Raw genomic sequence first — 19,170 nt, forward strand, 5'->3', positions numbered from 1 at the left:
GGGATAAAGCAGGCGAAGTGCTCAGGCCTGCTCGTTGATCAGCCTTCTGAGTAGTTCGAGCTCCTGCGCCAGCGTGTTGTCGCCACCGGAAAGATCCTCGATCTTGCGAACGGCATGCAGAACCGTCGTGTGGTCGCGGCCGCCGAAACGCCGTCCGATCTCCGGCAGCGAGCGCGGCGTCATCACCTTAGACAGATACATCGCCACCTGCCGCGGCTTGACGATGGTGCGCGTGCGCCGGTTGGAGAGCAGCTCCGTCTTCGACACGTTGTAGTGGCGCGCCACGATGCGCTGGATGTCCTCGATGCGCACCCGCTTCGGCTCGCCCGAGCGGTAGATGTGCCCGAGGATCTCGTCGATGCGGTCGATGGTGATCTGCGGCTCGAAGGACTGGCGGAACAGAAGCTGGTTGAACGCGCCTTCAAGCTCGCGCCCGCTGCCCGTCACCGTGCGGGCGACGTGATCGAGGATCTCGTCCGAAATATCGAGCGAGGCATCGTCGATCTTGGCGGTGGCAAGGCGCAGCTTCAGCATGCCAAGGCGCATAGCGAAATCCGGCGCCGACATTTCGAGCGCCACGCCGCCATTCAGGCGCGAACGCACGCGCGGCTCCAGCGATTCCAGTTCCGACGGCGGCCGGTCGGCGGCGACCACCACCTGCTTGGCGCTGTCGAGCAGCATGTTGATGAGATGGCAGAACTCATGCTGGATCGACTTGCCTTGCAGGAACTGCATGTCGTCGATGATCAGAAGATCGATGTCGCGCAGCTGTTCCTTGAGGGTGAGCGCATTGTTGTCGCGGATCGCGGTGGCGAAGCGCCACATGAAATATTCCGCCGTCAGATAAACCACGCGCGATTTCGGGTTGTGCCGCAGCGATTCCGCGGCGATCGCCTGCAGCAGGTGTGTCTTGCCCAGTCCGACGGTCGCATGAAGGAAGAGCGGGTTGAAGCGCACCGCGCTCGACTGCGATTCCGCGACTGCCTTGGCCGCCGCGAAGGCCACCCGGTTCGAGGGTCCTTCGATGAAGGAAGCGAACGTGTAGCGCGGGTCGAGCGGCGACCCCAGCACGTTGTGGCGGAACTCGGTCTCCGCCGGCACGCCCGGGCGGGGCGCCGGTGCCCGTTCCACCCGGCCGGCGCTTGCGGTCCCGGCGGCAAGCGCGGTCTGCGCCTGCTTGGTCATCTTGCGCGCAGGTGCGATTTCCGGCTCGACATGGTTGCGGCCCTGCCGCGTGGCGGTTCGCACGATGATCTCGATCTTGAGAAGGTCGGGATCCTCATGCCTCCACAGTTCGGCGATAAGATCGAGATAGTGGCCGTTGATCCACGACCGCAGGAAGGCCGTGGGCACGGAGATGCGAACAATGCCGCGCGACGCCTCGGCAACCTTCATGCGGCCAAACCAGCTCGAATAGACCTCGGCTCCCAGACGCGCCTTCAACTGGGCCTTGACCCGCTCGAACTTCTGTTCAGCGTCGCTGGATGCCGCCATGCCGTCCCCTCCGACGATAGTTGCTGGGAATGGGAGCTCGCCCGCTATCTCCCGTTCGATGCCGCTCTGCATGATCAAGTTCCTTGTCTCTCGTACCCTTTTCCGCCGGGAGTGCGCCTCCTGCACCCTGGATCCGGCGAGCTTTTTTCGCTGCGCCATCGCCGCCGCCGGCGATATCGTCGCAACGTTGCGCAAGGGACCGATGCCAGCTCTCGCAAGCCGACCTGAACATGTCAGGGCAATACAACATCGTCCGGCGAAAACGCCGGCCCAACGTCGACTGCCATGTACAATTACGCCAGTCCCCTACCCGCACCGAAGAGACAAACCAAGCCACACGCGGAATTGCTCCGCGTCATGAATTCCGCCATTTTTTGCTGGCCGATCCAGGCTGGGTCAGGGGCCAAAGCCCGTCCCTTCGATGGATGGACATTACCGAAATCGCTGTGGATAGGGCAAGGCCACGTCTAACCGATTTTTAACGAATCTGATTACCGGAGACGTGTTCGGATGAGGTGCCATCGAGGCATGTTTTGACAAAGCCATTGTGATTCAAACCCTTTTCCGGCGAATGCGAAAAAGGCCACACCTCCGGAAATTTTCTGAAATAATTCTCTTGACAGCTACTTGTCCCCCGTCGCCCCTCCGCGAGTTGAACAAGCTGTGGATGACCGTCCGTAAGTTTCTGAAAAATATATGGAATTTGTGACAGGCTAATTTATGAGCGCGCTCGCATCCAACGGGCACCAGCATGAGCGATTATGTATATGCCGGCAAAACATTCGCAACTTTGAAATTCGAGCCAGACATCGTTATGCGGGCGTTCTTTTTAAGTACTTGCCGGCAAACGAAAAAACCCGGCCTGTGCGGCCGGGCTTAAGGATAACGGTTCTAAACGAAAGTTGGTTAGGCCGACAGCACCTTGACCCGCTGGGCCAGGCGCGAAACCTTACGGGAAGCCGTGTTCTTATGGATGACGCCCTTGGTTGCGGCGCGCATCAATTCCGGCTCCGCGGCCTTGAACGCTTCCAGCGCCGCGGCCTTGTCCCCGGCGGCCAGCGCCTCTTCGACCTGGCGAACATAGGTGCGGACGCGCGACCGGCGGTTCTTGTTGATCGCCGCGCGGCGGGCGATCTTGCGCGTTGCCTTTTTGGCCGAGGATGTGTTGGCCATGATGCCTCTCTTCTGATCTGGTGGGCGCCAGCGGGGGTGCCGCAGGGCGCAAAAAACAAACGGGCAGCACGGGGCCGCCTCGGTTGGTGCGGCTTATAGTTCAGCTTTTCCGGCGCGTCAACGCTGCTTGGTGGTCTTTTTGGGGACCTTAGAGCCCGTCACGCTGAAACGCCCTACGCCCTCTAAGTCTTTGTCTTATGCACGCGGTTTCCCAGACTGCTCGCACACTTTGGGCGACATGCTTCAGCGGTTGGTGAAATTCGGCTTCCGCTTCTCGACGAAGGCGGCCATGCCTTCCTTCTGGTCGTCGAGCGCAAACAGCGAATGAAACAGCCGGCGCTCGAAGCGCAGCCCCTCGGAAAGCGTCGTCTCATAGGCCCGGTTGACGGCTTCCTTGGCCATCATCACCGATGGCAGGGAAAACTCGGCGATCTTCGCCGCCGCCTTCAGCGCCTCCTCGACCAGTTCGCCGGCCGGCACCACGCGCGACACCAGTCCGCAGCGCTCGGCTTCGGCGGCGTCCATCATCCGTCCGGTCAGGCACATGTCCATCGCCTTCGACTTGCCGACGAAACGGGTCAATCGCTGCGATCCGCCCATGCCCGGCATGACGCCGAGCGTGATTTCCGGCTGGCCGAATTTTGCATTGTCGGCGGCGATGATGAAATCGCACATCATGGCCAGCTCGCAGCCGCCGCCAAGCGCATAGCCGGCGACCGCCGCGATGATCGGCTTGCGCGCGCGCGTCAGTTCCTCCCAGCCGACGAAGAAGTCCTGGGTATAGGCGTCGGCGAAGGAGATCGCCTGCATTTCCTTGATGTCGGCGCCGGCCGCGAAGGCCTTTTCCGAACCCGTAAGGACCATCGCGCCGATGCCGGCATCGGCGCCGAACGCGTTCACGGCCTCAACGATCTCTGCCAACACCTGCGAATTCAGCGCATTGAGCGCCTTTGGCCGGTTCAGCGTGATCAGCCCGACCTTGCCGCGTGTTTCCACGAGAATGGTTTCATAGGTCATGGCATCGTCTCCTCGCTTCGATTGAGGAGACCGGTCTAGCTCACCGCTGACAGGTCCGGCAATAGAAGGTCGAGCGGCCGCTCTGCACGATGCGCTCGATGTGGCCGCTGCAGCCCGGTTTCGAACACGGCTGGCCTTCGCGGTCGTAGACCGCGAAGGAATGCTGGAAGTAGCCGAGCGACCCATCTGCCTGGACATAGTCGCGCAGCGAGGATCCGCCGGCGGCGATCGCATCGGCGATGACCGAGCGGATCGATTCGGCCAGGCGTTCGCATTGCTGTTTCGCTTTCTTGCCGGAGCCGGCGATGGTGCCGGCTTCGCGCAGCGGCGATAGGCCGGCGCGCCACAGCGCCTCCGACACATATATATTGCCGAGCCCGGCGATCAGCCGCTGGTCGAGCAACGCGGCCTTGAGGGGCGACCTGCGGCCCTTAAGCAGCGCGGCGAGCAGGGGGCCGTCGAGCGCATTGCCGGTCGGCTCGATGCCCAGCCCCGCCAGCATCGGGTGCGTGTCCGGCGCTCCTTCGGCAAACAGCATGAAGCCGAAACGGCGCGGGTCGTTGAAGATGACGCGGGACCGCTCGCCCTTCGGCGAGGCGACATCGAACACGACGTGGTCGTGCGCGGCGCTCTTCGGGCGCTCGTGATGGAAGGTTCCTGGGATGTCGCTGCTCCCTGCGGTTTCGACGCGGAACGATCCCGACATGCCGAGATGGCAGATCAGCACCGGACCGTCTTCGATGTGCATCGTCAGATATTTGGCGCGCCGGCCGAGCGCCGTCACGGTCTTGCCGGCAAGCCGCTCCGAAAAGCGTTCGGGAAAGGGAAAGCGAAGGTCGGGCCTGCGCGCCTCAACGTTGACGAGCCGCGCCCCTTCCAGAACCGGCTGCAGCCCGCGCCGCACCGTTTCGACTTCAGGCAGTTCTGGCATGGCCGCCTATCGTTGCAAGGAAAGAGGCGCCGTGGCGGCCGGGCGCGAGGCCAAGATGATCGGCGACGGTTTCGCCGATATCGGCGAAGGTCGGCCGGAGCTCGATGTCGCCGCCCTTCAGCCCGGGCCCGATGCCGATCACCGGAACGCGCTCGCGCGTATGGTCCGTGCCGCGCCAGGTCGGGTCGTTGCCGTGGTCTGCGGTGAGGATGAGCAGGTCGCCCGGCTTGATGCGCGACAGCGCTTCCGGCAGCCGGCGGTCGAAGGCCTCGAGTGCTCCGGCATAGCCGGCGACATCGCGCCGGTGGCCGAACTCGGTGTCGAAATCGACGAAATTGGCAAAGACCAGATCGCCTTCGCCGGCGTCGTCCATGGCGCCCAGCGCCTCGTCGAACATCGCCATGTTGCCGCCCGCCTTGCGCACCTGCGAGATGCCGCGATGGGCGAAGATGTCGCCGATCTTGCCGACGGCGATGACCTTGCTGCCGCGCTCCGTCAGCCGGTCGAGCAAGGTCGGCTCCGGCGGCGGCACGGCATAGTCGCGGCGGTTGTGGGTGCGCTGGAAGGTGGCTTTTGTCTCGCCGACGAAGGGCCGCGCGATCACCCGTCCGATCTTGAGCGGATCGACTAGCCGGCGCACCGTCAGGCAAAGCTCATACAGTCTTTCGAGGCCGAAATGCGTTTCGTGCGCGGCGATCTGCAATACGGAGTCTACCGAGGTGTAGCAGATGGGCTTGCCGGTGCGGATGTGCTCCTCGCCGAAACGCTCGATGATCTCGGTTCCGGGCGCATGGCAATCGCCGAGGATGCCCGGCACCTTGCCTTCGCGGATGATCGCGCCGGTCAACTCGGCCGGGAAGGCCGGCACGGTGTCGGGAAAGTAGCCCCAGTCGAAACGCACGGGCAGGCCGGCAATCTCCCAGTGGCCCGACGGTGTGTCCTTGCCGCTCGAGACCTCCTGGGCAGCGCCATGGAAAGAAGCGGCAAGCAGCGGCGTGTCGACGTCGAGCTTCAACCCGGTCGCCGTCTGTGCCGCGCGGGCAAGCCCGAGCGAGACCATGTTCGGCACGGCAAGCGGGCCGCTGCGCAAGCCTTCACGGTTCGCGCGGCCGTCGGCGCAGGCCTGCGCGATGTGCCCGAACGTGTCGGCGCCGGCATCGCCGTAGCGTTCGGCATCGGCCGCCCCGCCGACGCCGAAGGAATCGAGAACGAATAGGAAAGCCCGCGCCATAGGGTGCCATTGTTGCCAGTCCAGGCAGCCAGACATAAGGTTCCGCAGTGGCGTTGGCAAATCGGAAACCAAACCGAAACCGGCATGGCGCCACAGTGGTGCGATCGGGCGCAGTGTCGGCGGGAGCGCGGCAGGGGATGGGCAAGGGCGCGGGATTCGTGGCAGGCCGGACTTTGGGGATGTGCGCGGCGGCTCTCGCGCTGCTCTCCTCGGCATCGCCGGCGCGCGCCGACTGGCGCGACGACATCAGCACGTTTCGCATAGGCATCGTCGCCGAGCCTGGAGGCGGCAACACGGTACCCGCTCTGGCCCGCCTGACGGATGCCTATACGAATGCTCTCGGCATGAAGGTCGAGTTCGTGGTTGCCCGCGACTATGCGGCATTGATCGAGGCGCAGGCGAGCGGCCGCGTCCAGTACGCGATCTATTCGGCGCTCGCTTATGCTGCGGCTTCGGAGCGCTGCGGCTGTGTCGAGCCGCTGGTGGCGCCGGTCGATGCCGACGGGGTCGCCGGTATCCGTTCCGTGCTGGTGACGCGCGACGGCAAAGTGCCGGACCTCGCCGCCATGGCCTCGCATCGGATCGCGATCGCGCCCGCGGACAATGTCGCCGGTTCTTTGCTGCCGCTGACCGGCCTGGCTGGCGAAGGCGTGAAGATCGCGGAGGATTCACCCTTCCTGGCACGCGCGCCGTCGGCCACCGCGGCCGAGACGATGCTCGGCGACGGCGAAGCCGACGGCCTGTTCGGCTGGGAGCCCGTCGGCGCCGATGGCCAGCCCACCGATACGGGCGGCACGATCATGCGGCTCGAGGCCGCCGGCGTTCCGAAGACGTCGCTTCGGGTGCTATGGAACTCGGCTCCGCTGCGATACGGGCCTCATGCCGTGCGCAGCGATCTCGATGCCGAGGCGAGGCGTCGGCTGGCCGTCTTCCTGACCAATCTCAAGTCTCTGACCCCGGACGTCTACGATCTTCTGGAATCGACGCATTCCGGCGGCTTCGAACTGGCCGTATCAAAGGACTACGCAACGGCGCTGGCCATCGTGCGGCGGGAAGCGGGCGGCCAGCAATGATCTCTCAGCAGTCGGTGCAGGGGACCGTGGGCCCGCGGCGCGGCCTCAGATAGTATGTTTCGCCCATGGCTATGTTGTTGAAGGCCGAGGTCAAGCCAAGAGCCTTCGAATCGCCGGCCGACCAGGTGATGATCGGCTTGTAGCCGAGGTCGCTTTCCACCCGCACAAGGAAGGTGTTGCGGATATTCAGCGTCGACGGAACGGTGGTGATGCTGTCCTTCGCGGCGTCGGCGCTATAGGTGGTGCCTACCAGCTTGCGCGACCATGCCACCTTCACCTTGGGCGACGCCTCGTCGGTGATCTGGATCCCGGTAACGATGATCGTCGGCGTGGAGCGGTTGTAGGGCTGCAGCGTCGAGGTGCCGATCTTCATGATCGCATCGAGATCGGCTTTCTTGACGCTCGTCTGCTGCGTGACGAGATCCGCCACCATGCTGCCGATGCGGCTGACCTTCTTGCTGGTCTCGATCGCCTGCGAGGCTTCCATCGTGATGAAGTACATGATGAGCAGCACCGGCACGATGAACGCGAACTCGATTGCCGCCACGCCGCGGCGATCGCGGCAAAACCGTGCCGCCTTCGCCAGAATGGCCGAAATTCCCCGCTGTGCCCCCGCACGGTACATACCCTACCCCCACGCCGCCGTAGTCTCGACCGGCCGCAATCTCAGTCGTCGAATGGTTCGTTCTGCCAGGTCACCGATGCGAAGTGCAGCGTCCTGCCGTCCTTCAGATTGGCCATTTGCTTGGCCAGGAAATCGGTGATCACCGGCCATTTGTAGAAGACCCGCAGCATGTTCCTCGATTCCGCCAGCCCCGGAGACACCGTGAAGGTCGTCGAGCTCGTGCCTGTCAGCACGATTTCGCCGCTCTGGATATTGAAGCCCGCCGCCGCGGCGTCGGCGAAGGTCGGATATTCGCGCAGGTCCACCAGCAGTGAAGCATTTGACCCGGACCCGGGGCAATTCGTGGCGACCATGATCTCCAGCCTGTCGCAGATCAGCTTCTTGATCGAGTCTTCGGTGACGTTGGCCTTCCTAAGCTGGCCGGTCCTGAGCTGGCGCGCGATATCGTCGGTGGCATTGGCCATCACTTCCTGGCCGGCGAACGAGATGCAGCTCTCAAGGATGGCGAAAACGAGCAGGGCGAACGGTATGGCCAGCATCGCGAATTCCAACGCCGTGCTGCCGCGCCTGTCGCTGAAGAAGCCATGACGGGGCTTTGCCCGTGCCTTGCCGTCCATGCCACCCTCGGATGCCGGATCCTTGCTCATGTCCGTTCCTGCCGAACCCTTGCAATGTCGGGCGGCAACATAGGGAAAACCCATTGAGGTCGGGTTTGGATGAGCGTTAAATTCGCCGGGCGACTTTTAACCCGCCATTAACGTCGCAGGCGCTTGCCGACGCCAGCCTCAGCGGCTGGCATTCATTTCGGTTTCGGAAGTTCTCTCCGCTTCGCTCTTGTATGAGCTTTCGCAATAGGGCGTGCAGGACATGGTCTGGACGTCGGCGCGCCGGTAGATGCGCACCGAAGACGCGGCTTGCCGGACCACCGTCACCTGCTCATCGACGATCGGGCTGCCATCGGAATCGAGCACGACCAGATTGGTGACGCCGAAACCCTTGCCGGTGAGAACGACCGTCGAGGCATCCTGCACGGCGGCGTCGGCGATTGCCGGATTGCCGATGACGATCGTATCGGCGGCGCGCGACAACTTGACGATCTTTGCCTGATTCATGGTGACCTCGATGCCGGCACCGGCGCTGGCGGGCATGGCGAAGGCGGCAACTGCCAGCAGCGCGACGACTGGAAATGGCGATCTCGACAAGGTCATTGAAGCGCTCCGGAGCGGCAGACTGTTCAACGGAACATGAACGAAATTGGTGAACCGACGGTTAAACGCCGCATGGCCGCGATAAGCATTGGCCGCCTCGAGGGTAAGAACCACCAGCATGCGCTGTTTTAGCGAAATCGCGGCTGGGCCGGATCTCTGCGCTTTTCCTGCCCGCCGGGCCGCGTTTGGGCGTTTAGGCCACGGTTAACCAAGCAACGGGTTCGCCTCCGGAAAGGAATCGGTAAGGGTATTTATTAAGCCGATCGAAAGGGCTTCCCCCTAGATTTGCAGCATCCGATCAACCGGCAAGAGAAGTTGACGGAAGTGCTGTAACACGTGGAGTAGGAGCTCTCGAATGTCTAACCTCATCGCACGTTTCGTGAAGGACGAATCCGGCGCGACCGCCATCGAATACGGTCTGATCGCCGCTCTCATCGCACTCGCCATCATGGTCGGCGCCAGCCAGCTCGGCACCGCCCTGAACAGCAAGTTCGTGGCGATCGCCAGCGCCGTCAAGACCGGCAAGGCCCCGTGATAGGCCGCGGAAGCCAGTAGTTGCTTTGAAGTAGAAGGGTCGCCATTGGCGGCCCTTCTTCATGCGGTCGGGTGATTTCGACGATCCGACCTCATCAATCGTTAATTCCAGCATGCCTAGATTGCAGCTGGTAAAATGCGCCATAGGCACCGCGCCATGCTTGAAGCCGCGATCTTCGTCGTCTTTCCTTTCTGCATGCTGTTCGCGGCGATCTCAGACACGCTGTCGATGACGATCGCCAACCGCGTGCCGGTGCTGCTGGTGGCGACGTTCGCTCTGGTGGCTCCGATGACCGGGATGGACTGGGCAACCTATGGCGGGCATTTCGCGGCCGGTGCCCTGGTGCTGGGGGTGACATTCGGCTTGTTCGCGCTCGGCGGCATGGGCGGGGGCGATGCCAAGCTCCTGGCGGCAACCGCGGTATGGATGGGGCTCAACATCAATCTCGTCGGCTACCTGGTAACCTCGACATTGATCGGCGGTCTGTTGACGATTGCCATTCTGGCCTACCGGAAATCGCCATTTGCGGTCTACACCGGCCACAACCGTTTTCTGCGCCATTTCGCCGACGAGAGCGGAGGCATTCCTTATGGCGTCGCGCTTGGTCTCGGCGGGCTCCTCACCTTTCCGGATTCTCCGCTGATGATCTGGGCGCTGGACAGGCTCGCCGCCTAAAGCACGTCGCCATTTTCAGGTCCGCTCGGTGGGCTTTGGATTTTTGACTTTACGCTTGTCTTGTCCCGAAGCCGGTTCCCGCTTTCGGAAGGCTCGTTTCCTTGAAAAGAGGGCTCTTGGCCGCCTTTTTTCGTTAACGGCAAGCGGTTCCATCAAATTTGAGTAAACCTTAAATTAATCACGATCGTAAGCATTACATTAACCTTGTTTTGACGATTGCGGCTGCAAAGTCCGGCCTGGCTAGGTGGTTTTGCCTTGAGGCGAAGGGTTCGGACGAAATGCCAGCATCCCGACTGATTATTCTGGGCGTGGCTGTGGCTGCGGCGGGTGGCGCGGGTTATGTCGCAAAGAACATGGTAGCGCCGCCGCCGCCTCAAGTCGTCGTCGACAATCCCAAGCAGCCGGCGATCGCGTTGCAGGACGTGCTGGTGCTTTCCGGCGATGTCGCGATGGGCAGCCAGCTCGGTGACAACATCAGCTGGGAGCAGTGGCCGGCCAGCGGCATCAACGCCAATTTCATCACCCGTGCGGCCGAACCGGACGCGGTTGAAAAGCTCAAGGGCTCGGTGGCACGTGTGGCCATGTATACCGGTGAGCCGTTGCGGCGCTCCAAGTTGGTCGGCGAGGGGCAGAGCTTCATGTCCTCGATCCTGCCGTCCGGCATGCGCGCCGTCGCGACCGCCATATCGGCCGACACATCGGCGGGCGGCTTCATCCTGCCCAATGACTTCGTCGACGTCATCATGACCCGGCGCGCCGACGCCAGCAACGGCGGCAGCGGCTTCAACACCGAGACCATCCTCAAGAACATCCGCGTCCTGGCCATCGACCAGACCATCCAGGAGGACGAGGAAGGCAAGAAGACCAGGGTCGGCCAGACCGCGACGCTGGAGCTGACGCCGCAGCAGGCGGAGATCATCACCGTCGCGCAGCAGATGGCGGACCGCCTGACCCTGGCGCTGCGTCCGATCACCGACACGAATGAGAAGAACCTGGGCGAGGCCGACTATCTGGTGAACGGCAATGGCCGGCGCGGCACGGTGCGGTTGATCAAGTCGGGCGAAGTTTCCGAAGTGGGAGCAAGGAAATGAGGCTAAGCGGCAAACTGCCCGTCGTCGCGGCGGCGGCAATCGGCCTGTTCCTGATCGGCACCAATGCGCCCGGCCTCGTCGAGGCCAAGGCCGCGAACAGGGCGGCCGGCGTGACGGCCTCGGTTGCCTCGCAGCGCGTCAAGCTCGGCCTCAACAAGTCGGTGGTCATCGACCTGCCGAGCGACGCCTACGACATCCTCGTCGCCAATCCGGCGGTGGCCGACGCGGTGACGCGCACGGCGCGCCGCATCTATCTGTTCGGCAAGGCTGTCGGCGAAACCAACATCTTCGTCTTCGGCCCCAACGGCGAACAGATCGCCAGTCTCGACCTGGCGGTCGAGCGCGACGTCGCCGGGCTGGAAGACTATCTCAAGCGCTTCCTCCCGTCGTCGCAGATCAAGGTCGAGCTGCTGAACGACAACGTGATTCTCACCGGCAACGTGGACACACCGCTCGACGCCAAGCGCGCCGTCGACCTGGCCACCATCTTTGTCTCGGGCGGTGAAGCGACAACCGGCCAATATTCTCAGACAGCCGCCGGTGGCTCGGCCAATGGCGGCGTCGACATCAACAATCCCGACGCCGAACGCCGGGTCTCCAAGATCGTCAATCTGCTGCAGATCATCGGTGACGATCAGGTGACGCTGAAGGTGACGGTGGCCGAAGTCAGCCGCTCGGTGATGAAGCAGCTCGGCGTCAACATGGTCGGCAACGGCGGCAGCAACGGCATTTCCTGGGGCGCGCTCAGCGACAATTTCACCGGCCTCGGCAAGCAGCTGTCCAATTCGAGCTTCAATGTCGGGACGTCCTCGATCCAGGCCTACATAAATGCCATGGAATCGGCCGGCGTCATGAAGACGCTGGCAGAACCGACGCTCACTGCGGTGTCCGGCGAGAAGGCAACCTTCAAGGTCGGCGGCGAATACAACATGGTGAACAGCGTTTCCGCCAACGTCTCCAACGACAACCAGACAGGGCTGAAGACCTATTCGATCGAGAAGATCGAATACGGCATCGGATTGGAGTTTCAGCCGGTGGTGCTGTCACCCGGCCGCATCAGCCTGAAGGTGCGGACCGCCGTTTCCGAGCCGACAACCGAGGGATCGGTTTCGCTTTCCGATGGCGGGAGGAGTCCCGGCATGAACGCTTTGTCGCTGCGCAAGCGCCTGGCCGATACGACGGTGGAACTGCCTTCCGGCGGTTCGATGATGATCGCAGGCCTCGTGCGCGACGACGTCAGGCAGGCCGTCAACGGATTGCCCGGGCTGACCAAGATTCCCGTGCTCGGCGCGCTCTTCCGCAGCCGCGACTTCGTGCGCAACGAGAGCGAGCTCGTCATCATCATCACGCCTTATCTGGCGCGGCCCGTGGCGCGCAACGAATTGGCCAAGCCCGACGACAATTTCAATCCACCCAGCGATGGCGCCGGCATGTTCCTTGGTCGCGTCAATCGCGTCTACGGCACCATGCAGACCGACAGGCCACCTGGCCGTTACCACGGCGTCGTCGGCTTCATCTACAAGTGAGCGGGAAAGCGGACATGTCCAAGTCAGCATCGAAGGCCACGACGATCGCAGCGGCAAAATCCGGCCGCGGACGTTTCCGCGGGTCGTCTCCGGTCCTGGCGATCGCCCTTGCGGCGTCGCTCACCGGATGCGCCAACTTCCATCGCGACAGTGTGACGGTGGGCTCCATTCCGGATGACTACCGCACCAATCATCCGATCGTCATTGCCGAGAAGAACCAGAAGATCGACCTTCCGGTCGGCGCCGGCGATCGCGGCATGACCGGTTCGCAGCGTGACACTCTGCTCGGCTTCCTCGACGGCTACGACAGGAGCGCCGCGCCTGCGCTGACGATTGCGGCTCCGGTCGGTTCCGCAAACCAGGCCGCCGCCCAGGCCGCCAGCCGTGATTTCGCCAGGCTTGCCATTGCGGCCGGCGTCAAGCGCGACCGGATCGTCATGACATCTTACCAGGCGGCCGTGCCGGAAGCCTCGGCGCCGGTCCGCGTCGCCTTCGTCGCCGTGAAGGCCCAGACCGACAAATGCGGGCGCTGGCCGGAAGACCTGCTGCAGACATCGGAAAACAAGCACTACGCCGATTTCGGGTGCTCCTATCAGAACAATCTCGCCGCCCAGATGGCCAATCCCAACGATCTGCTCGGGCCGCGCAAGCAGTCCGACATCGACGCCGAAAATCGCGGCAAGGTGATCGATATCTATCGCGCCCGAGGCATTTCGGACGAGTTCCTCGGCAATTCGGAAGTGACTTATTAAGCCGCGCCGGATCACGGAAAGAGCATGACGATGAGCAATCTCGCCTACGACACGCCCACGGATGCCGGCGATCTCTCGCAACAGGACATCGCCGCCATGCAGGCGCTGCGCCCGGTGCCGCGCATCTCGATCCAGGCTTTCTGCGAGACCGAGGGCGTCGCCAATCCCATCGAGCGCGCCGGCGAGGACCGCCGCATGGCCAAGGCCCATCTCAAGGCCCATATGGGCGGCATCGCCACCGCGATCGAATTCTACCAGTCGGCGCCGACGCCAAACCTGATCCTGCTGGAATCGCGCAGCGAGCCGAAACAGCTGCTGGAGCAGCTCGCTCAGCTCGCGGAATATTGTGATCCGACCTCGAAGGTCGTGGTCATCGGCCATTACAACGATGTCGGCCTCTACCGCGAGCTTATCCGTTCGGGTATTTCCGAATATGTCATCGCGCCGGTCTCGATGACCGATATCGTCAGCGTCGTCTCGTCGATCTTCGTCGATCCCGAGTCCGATCCGATCGGCCGCTCCATCGCTTTCATCGGCGCCAAGGGCGGTGTCGGCTCCTCGACGATCGCCCACAACGTCGCCTGGGCGATGTCGTCCTTGTTCAAGTCCGAAGTCGTCGTTGCCGATCTCGATCTCGCCTTCGGCACCGCCAACATCAACTTCGACCAGGACCCCGCGCAGGGCATCGCCGAGGCGGTGTTTTCGCCCGAGCGCGTCGACGAGGTTTATCTCGATCGGCTGCTCGCGCAGTGCGCCGAGCATTTGTCGCTGCTGGCGGCACCGTCCACGCTCGAGCGCGTCTATGATTTCGATCCGGACGCCTTCTCCCAGGTCATCGAAACGGCCCAGCGCAGCGCGCCCTTGCTCGTGCTCGACATTCCTCACGTCTGGAGCGGTTGGACCAAGAGCACGCTGATCAAGGCCGACGAGATCGTCATCACGGCCACGCCCGAACTCGCAAACCTGCGCAACACCAAGAATATGGTGGACATGCTGAAGCGGCTGCGTCCGAACGACCCGCCGCCGAAGCTGATCATCAACCAGGCGGGCGTTCCGAAACGGCCGGAGATCGCGGCATCGGATTTTTCCGAACCGCTCGGCATCACGCCCATGGCGGTGATCAATTTCGAGCCGCTGCTGTTCGGCAACGCGGCCAACAATGGCCGCATGCTTGGCGAGATGGATGCCAAAAGTCCGGTCGTCGGCACGATCAACGAAATCGCGCATGTGCTGACCGGGCGCAGCGAAATCAAGGCGAAGAAGAAGGCAGGCCTGGGCGCCATCCTCGGCAAGCTTTCGCGCAACAAGAAATGACGCTCGCGCAGCGGCATCGGGTAGTCGATCATGTTTGGTAAAAGAGGCACAGACGACGGCAGCCGGACAACTCCCGAATTCCGTCCGCCAGCACCTCCCCCCGCCGCTCCCGCTCCGGCCGGGACGATGGCTCTCGATCGGCCGGCCGCGCCTGTGCCGAGCATGCCCGCCGCGTCGCCCGTTCGCCGTCCGGTGGAGGCGCCGCCGATGGCGCCCGAGCCGCCGAGAAGGGCCCAGCGCGAGCGTAGCGAAACCTACTACGACACCAAGAGCCAGGTGTTTTCGGCGCTGATCGATACGATCGATCTTTCGCAGCTCGCCAAGCTCGATCCGGAAAGCGCGCGCGAGGAAATCCGCGACATCGTCAACGACATCATCGCGATCAAGAATTTCGCAATGTCGATCTCCGAGCAGGAAGAGCTGCTCGAGGACATCTGCAACGACGTGCTCGGCTATGGGCCGCTGGAGCCGCTGCTCGCGCGCGACGACATCGCCGACATCATGGTCAACGGTTCCAAGAACGTCTACATCGAGGTCAACGGCAAGGTCGAGCAGACCAGCATCCGCTTCCGCGATAACCAGCAGCTGCTCAACATCTGCCAGCGCATCGTCAGCCAGGTCGGCCGCCGCGTCGATGAATCGAGCCCGATCTGCGACGCGCGTCTTCCCGACGGCTCGCGCGTCAACGTGATCGCGCCGCCGCTCTCGCTCGATGGCACCGCGCTCACCATCCGCAAGTTCAAGAAGGACAAGCTGACGCTTGACCAGCTGGTCAAGTTCGGCGCCATCTCGCCGCAAGGCGCGGAGATCCTGAAGATCATTGGCCGCGTCCGCTGCAATGTCGTCATCTCGGGCGGTACCGGCTCGGGCAAGACGACGCTGCTCAACTGCCTGACCAACTACATCGATCGCGAGGAACGGGTCATCACCTGCGAGGACTCGGCCGAGCTGCAGTTGCAGCAGCCGCACGTGGTCCGTCTCGAAACCAGGCCGCCCAATCTCGAAGGCGAGGGCGAGGTGACCATGCGCGACCTCGTCAAGAACTGCCTGCGCATGCGGCCCGAACGGATCATCGTCGGCGAGGTGCGCGGACCGGAAGTGTTCGACCTTCTGCAGGCGATGAACACCGGCCATGACGGCTCGATGGGAACGATCCACTCCAACAGCCCGCGCGAATGCCTGAACCGTATTGAATCGATGATCGCCATGGGCGGCTATTCGCTGCCGCAGAGGACGGTGCGCGAGATCGTCGTCGGCTCGGTCGACGTGATAATCCAGGCGGCCCGCCTGCGCGACGGCTCGCGCCGCATCACCCACATCACCGAGGTGATCGGCATGGAAGGCGACGTCATCATCACCCAGGATATTGTCCTCTACAACATCAAGGGCGAAGACGCGAACGGTAGGCTGCTGGGCGAGCACGTATCGACCGGCATCGGCAGGCCGCATTTCTGGGATCGTGCCCGCTACTACGGCGAGGAGCAGCGCCTCGCCAACGCGCTCGAAGCCATGGAGAAACGCGCTGACTGATGCATCTGGAGGTGTAGGGGCCCCGGTCGATGTTCGGAATTGACACCACGGTTCTGGCTTTCGTCGTGCTTGCGGGCCTCAGCGCCGGCGCGATAGCCTATGCTTTCCTGTTCAAGCGCATCGACAATGAAAAGCAGGCCGGCAAGCGGCTTGAAACAATCAAGACGGCCGAGACCGACCGGTCGGTGGTGAAGGCTACGCGCGACCGCGCCGCGGAAGCGGTCAGGCGGCGCAAGACCCTCCAGGATTCGCTCAAGCAGCTCGATGAGAAGCAGAAGACCAACGACCGCAACCTCAAGAAGCCGCCGCTGAAGGCCCAGATCCGCCAGGCCGGCATGACGGTTTCCATCGAGCGCTTCTACATCTACTCGGCGATCTGCGGCGTCGTGCTTACGTTCCTCGCCTATTTTGCTGGCGCGCCGTTGCTGGTTCTGCCCGGCGCTCTCTTGGCCGGAGCCCTCGGCCTGCCGCGCTGGTTCGTATCGTTTCGCCGCACGCGCCGGGTGAAGGCTTTCCTGGAGGAGTTCCCGAATGCCCTCGACATCATCGTGCGCGCGGTCAAGTCCGGTCTGCCGCTGAACGACGCGATCCGCATGATCGCCAACGAATCTCCCGAGCCGGTGCGCTCCGAGTTTCGCCGCATCGTCGATTCCCAGCAGATGGGCATGTCGATCCCCGACGCGACGCTGCGCATGTCCGAGACCATGCCATGCACCGAGGCCGGCTTCTTCGGCATCGTCATCCAGATCCAGTCGCAGGCCGGCGGCAATCTCTCCGAGGCGCTGGGCAACCTTTCGCGCGTGTTGCGCGACCGCAAGAAGATGAAGGCCAAGGTGCAGGCACTGTCGATGGAAGCGAAGGCATCCGCCGTCATCATCGGCGCCTTGCCGTTCGTCGTCGCCTTTCTCGTTTATCTTTCGAGCCCGAACTACATCATGCCGCTGTTCACGACCAGCGTCGGCAATTTGATCCTCGGCTGCTCCGGCGTCTGGATGTCGATCGGCATCCTGGTGATGCGCAAGATGATGAATTTCGAAGTGTAGGGACGCGGACCCAATGACAGACCAGGTCGTCAAGACGCTAACCGATCCTTCTTTTCTTATCGCGCTGCTGGTCGGCATCGCGGTTTTTGCGACCGTCTTCACGCTCCTGCCGGCGCTTGGCGGCAATCAGCTCAAGGCGCGCATGAAAAGCGTGGCGCTCGAGCGTGACGAACTGCGCGCCAGGCAGCGTCAGTGGCTCGCCAACGAAGCCGACCGCCGCCGCAAGGGCTTGCGCGAGGAGCAGTCGATCGGCATGCGCAACATCGTCGAACGGCTGGACCTCAAGCGCGCGCTTGCCGACGAAGGCACGCTGCAGAAGCTCAAGGTGGCGGGCTTCCGCGGCCAGAATCCGCTGACGCGCTTCCTGTTCTTTCGCCTGATCCTGCCCTTCATCGGATTCGCGCTCGCAGCGATCTACCTGTTCGTTCTGGGCGGTCTGGCGCAACAGCCGGCCTTCATCAAGCTGTTCGTCTGCATTCTTGTCGCCTATGGCGGCTTCTATGCGCCGATCCTCTACGTCAACAACCGCGCGACCAAGCGCAAGCAGTCGATCCAGCTGGCATGGCCGGACGCGCTCGACCTGATGCTAATCTGCGTGGAATCCGGCATGTCGGTGGAAGCAGCGCTTCGCAAGGTCGCCGACGAGATCGGCACCCAGTCCGTCGCGCTCGCCGAGGAATTCGTGCTCACCAATGCCGAGCTCTCCTATCTGCAGGACCGCAAGGTCGCCTATGAGAACCTGGCAAGCCGCACCGGCCTGGAATCGGTGAAGTCGGTGTCCCAGGCCCTGGTCCAGGCGGAACGCTACGGCACGCCGGTGGCGCATGCGCTGCGCGTGCTGGCGTCGGAAAGCCGCGACATGCGCATGAACGCGGCCGAGAAGAAGGCCGCAGCACTGCCGCCGAAGCTCACCGTGCCCATGATCCTATTCTTCCTGCCGGTTCTGTTCGCCATCATTCTGGGGCCGGCCGGCATCCAGGTCAGCCAGCGCGGCATCTTCGGCGACCAGCACAATTCCAGCAGTCACTAGAAAACCCGAACGGATATGGAAAGGCCGCACGGTTTATGCCGCGCGGCCTTTTGTCGTCGATCGGCGCGATCCCGCGCCCTGCTCGATCAGTTCGTCGCGGCCTTCGCCTTGTCCTTGTCCTGATCCTTGAGCTGGCTCCAGGCATTCTGCTGGGCAAGCATCTGGCGCAGATAGGCGACATTGGCCTGCGCCTGCTCCGGCGAAAGCTCCTGCGAGGCGATCTTTTCGGCCTCGTCGAAGCGGCCCTGCAGGCCGACGACCAGCGCCAGGTTCTGCCGCACGCGGCTGTCGGCACTCGGCTGCTGCACGGCCGAGCGCATATAGGTCTCGGCGGTGCGCAGATCCCCCTCCAGCACATAGGACATGCCGAGATTGGAGAGGATCGAAGGTTCGTTCGGCTTGAGCTCGAGCGCCTTCCGGTAATCCTGACGTGCCTCGTCCCGCTGCCCTATCTGGTCGAGGATGGCGGCTTCCGCCGACACCAGGCGCCAGTCCGGATATTCCGGCGTCTGCGCGCGGCGCACCGCATCGAGCGCCTGCTCGAACTGCCCGTTGGCGGCGAGCGCCTTGCCGTAGGCGGCGAGCACGTCCCGGTCCTTGGGGTAGGCGATTGCGAGCTTGCGTATCACCGCCAGCGACTGGTCGGCGTCGCCATCCATCTGCAGCGCCGCGGCGTAATTCGTGGCGATGCGTTTGTCGTTCGGGTTCCTGGCGTAGGATTCGCCAAGCCTGGTCGTGGCGCCGTGCAGTTCGCCGGCCGACATCGTTTCCAGCGGCCTGTTATCGGAGCGGGAAATGGAGCCGGTCGTGAACTTGCTGGTGCTGGCGCAGCCCGCAACGCTGGCCGCCAGCGCTGCCATGAATGCCGTGGTGATCAGACGCTTGCTCGTGAAGGTCAATGCTTTGATCGGCATCGCGCCGT

At 63.2% G+C, this 19,170-nt stretch carries 19 protein-coding genes; 10 read left to right on the forward strand and 9 right to left on the reverse strand.

Going from position 1 to position 19,170, the window contains the following annotated elements; genetic code table 11:
- Positions 1-21 precede the first annotated feature (21 nt).
- The 5 genes from dnaA to AU465_RS17300 all read right to left on the reverse strand — a co-directional run bounded on the left by dnaA (position 22) and on the right by AU465_RS17300 (position 5,846).
- Positions 22-1,494: a chromosomal replication initiator protein DnaA gene (gene dnaA / locus AU465_RS17280; RefSeq protein ID WP_246506191.1), complete on the reverse strand. Its 1,473-nt coding sequence runs from the start codon at positions 1,492-1,494 to the stop codon at positions 22-24.
- A gap of 906 nt (positions 1,495-2,400) precedes the next feature.
- Complete coding sequence (rpsT, locus tag AU465_RS17285) at positions 2,401-2,667, reverse strand: 30S ribosomal protein S20 (protein WP_124996039.1); 267 nt, start codon at positions 2,665-2,667, stop codon at positions 2,401-2,403.
- Positions 2,668-2,910: 243 nt separating this feature from the next.
- Positions 2,911-3,684 (reverse strand): enoyl-CoA hydratase, encoded by a 774-nt coding sequence (locus AU465_RS17290; protein WP_192250103.1) that lies wholly within the window; start codon positions 3,682-3,684, stop codon positions 2,911-2,913.
- 40 nt (positions 3,685-3,724) lie between these two features.
- A complete protein-coding gene (gene mutM / locus AU465_RS17295; protein ID WP_192250106.1) occupies positions 3,725-4,615 on the reverse strand; it encodes a bifunctional DNA-formamidopyrimidine glycosylase/DNA-(apurinic or apyrimidinic site) lyase in 891 nt (296 codons plus the stop codon).
- On the reverse strand, positions 4,599-5,846 hold the full coding sequence (locus AU465_RS17300; RefSeq protein ID WP_192250109.1) for a phosphopentomutase: 1,248 nt from the start codon (positions 5,844-5,846) through the stop codon (positions 4,599-4,601). The genes mutM and AU465_RS17300 overlap by 17 nt, the downstream gene beginning before the upstream one ends.
- A gap of 179 nt (positions 5,847-6,025) precedes the next feature.
- Here AU465_RS17300 and AU465_RS17305 point away from each other — a divergent pair, with 179 nt between their 5' ends.
- Complete coding sequence (locus AU465_RS17305; protein ID WP_192250112.1) at positions 6,026-6,919, forward strand: phosphate/phosphite/phosphonate ABC transporter substrate-binding protein; 894 nt, start codon at positions 6,026-6,028, stop codon at positions 6,917-6,919.
- 4 nt (positions 6,920-6,923) lie between these two features.
- Here AU465_RS17305 and AU465_RS17310 read toward each other — a convergent pair whose 3' ends face one another.
- From AU465_RS17310 to AU465_RS17320, 3 genes are all read right to left on the reverse strand, one after another.
- A complete protein-coding gene (locus AU465_RS17310) occupies positions 6,924-7,544 on the reverse strand; it encodes a TadE/TadG family type IV pilus assembly protein (RefSeq protein WP_192250115.1) in 621 nt (206 codons plus the stop codon).
- Positions 7,545-7,585: 41 nt separating this feature from the next.
- A complete protein-coding gene (locus tag AU465_RS17315) occupies positions 7,586-8,191 on the reverse strand; it encodes a TadE/TadG family type IV pilus assembly protein (protein ID WP_192250118.1) in 606 nt (201 codons plus the stop codon).
- Positions 8,192-8,329: 138 nt separating this feature from the next.
- On the reverse strand, positions 8,330-8,752 hold the full coding sequence (locus AU465_RS17320) for a pilus assembly protein N-terminal domain-containing protein (protein WP_126085996.1): 423 nt from the start codon (positions 8,750-8,752) through the stop codon (positions 8,330-8,332).
- 355 nt (positions 8,753-9,107) lie between these two features.
- On the opposite strand from AU465_RS17320, the gene AU465_RS17325 reads away from it, so the two are divergent.
- The 9 genes from AU465_RS17325 (at position 9,108) to AU465_RS17365 (ending at position 18,248) form a co-directional block, all read left to right on the forward strand.
- On the forward strand, positions 9,108-9,287 hold the full coding sequence (locus tag AU465_RS17325; protein WP_126085995.1) for a Flp family type IVb pilin: 180 nt from the start codon (positions 9,108-9,110) through the stop codon (positions 9,285-9,287).
- Positions 9,288-9,443: 156 nt separating this feature from the next.
- A complete protein-coding gene (locus AU465_RS17330) occupies positions 9,444-9,962 on the forward strand; it encodes an A24 family peptidase (RefSeq protein ID WP_192250121.1) in 519 nt (172 codons plus the stop codon).
- A gap of 278 nt (positions 9,963-10,240) precedes the next feature.
- Positions 10,241-11,053 carry a Flp pilus assembly protein CpaB gene (cpaB, locus tag AU465_RS17335; RefSeq protein WP_192250124.1) on the forward strand — a complete coding sequence of 271 codons (813 nt, stop codon included), beginning with the start codon at positions 10,241-10,243 and terminating at the stop codon, positions 11,051-11,053.
- Positions 11,050-12,579, forward strand: a complete 1,530-nt coding sequence (locus AU465_RS17340) for a type II and III secretion system protein family protein (protein ID WP_192250128.1) — start codon at positions 11,050-11,052, stop codon at positions 12,577-12,579. The genes cpaB and AU465_RS17340 overlap by 4 nt, the downstream gene beginning before the upstream one ends.
- Before the next feature lie 14 nt (positions 12,580-12,593).
- Complete coding sequence (locus AU465_RS17345) at positions 12,594-13,331, forward strand: CpaD family pilus assembly protein (protein WP_192250131.1); 738 nt, start codon at positions 12,594-12,596, stop codon at positions 13,329-13,331.
- Between the two features lie 30 nt (positions 13,332-13,361).
- A complete protein-coding gene (locus AU465_RS17350) occupies positions 13,362-14,645 on the forward strand; it encodes a CpaE/TadZ family protein (RefSeq protein WP_192250317.1) in 1,284 nt (427 codons plus the stop codon).
- Positions 14,646-14,675: 30 nt separating this feature from the next.
- Positions 14,676-16,175, forward strand: a complete 1,500-nt coding sequence (locus AU465_RS17355) for a TadA family conjugal transfer-associated ATPase (protein WP_192250134.1) — start codon at positions 14,676-14,678, stop codon at positions 16,173-16,175.
- A 29-nt stretch (positions 16,176-16,204) separates the two neighbouring features.
- Positions 16,205-17,218, forward strand: a complete 1,014-nt coding sequence (locus AU465_RS17360) for a type II secretion system F family protein (protein ID WP_192250137.1) — start codon at positions 16,205-16,207, stop codon at positions 17,216-17,218.
- Positions 17,219-17,231: 13 nt separating this feature from the next.
- Positions 17,232-18,248, forward strand: coding sequence for a type II secretion system F family protein (locus AU465_RS17365; RefSeq protein ID WP_192250140.1), 1,017 nt, complete (start codon positions 17,232-17,234; stop codon positions 18,246-18,248).
- Between the two features lie 86 nt (positions 18,249-18,334).
- Here the strand turns inward: AU465_RS17365 and AU465_RS17370 are convergent, their stop codons facing one another.
- Complete coding sequence (locus AU465_RS17370) at positions 18,335-19,162, reverse strand: tetratricopeptide repeat protein (RefSeq protein WP_192250143.1); 828 nt, start codon at positions 19,160-19,162, stop codon at positions 18,335-18,337.
- Positions 19,163-19,170: the final 8 nt, after the last annotated feature.

The organism is Mesorhizobium silamurunense (assembly GCF_014843905.1).
GTDB lineage: Bacteria > Pseudomonadota > Alphaproteobacteria > Rhizobiales > Rhizobiaceae > Mesorhizobium > Mesorhizobium silamurunense.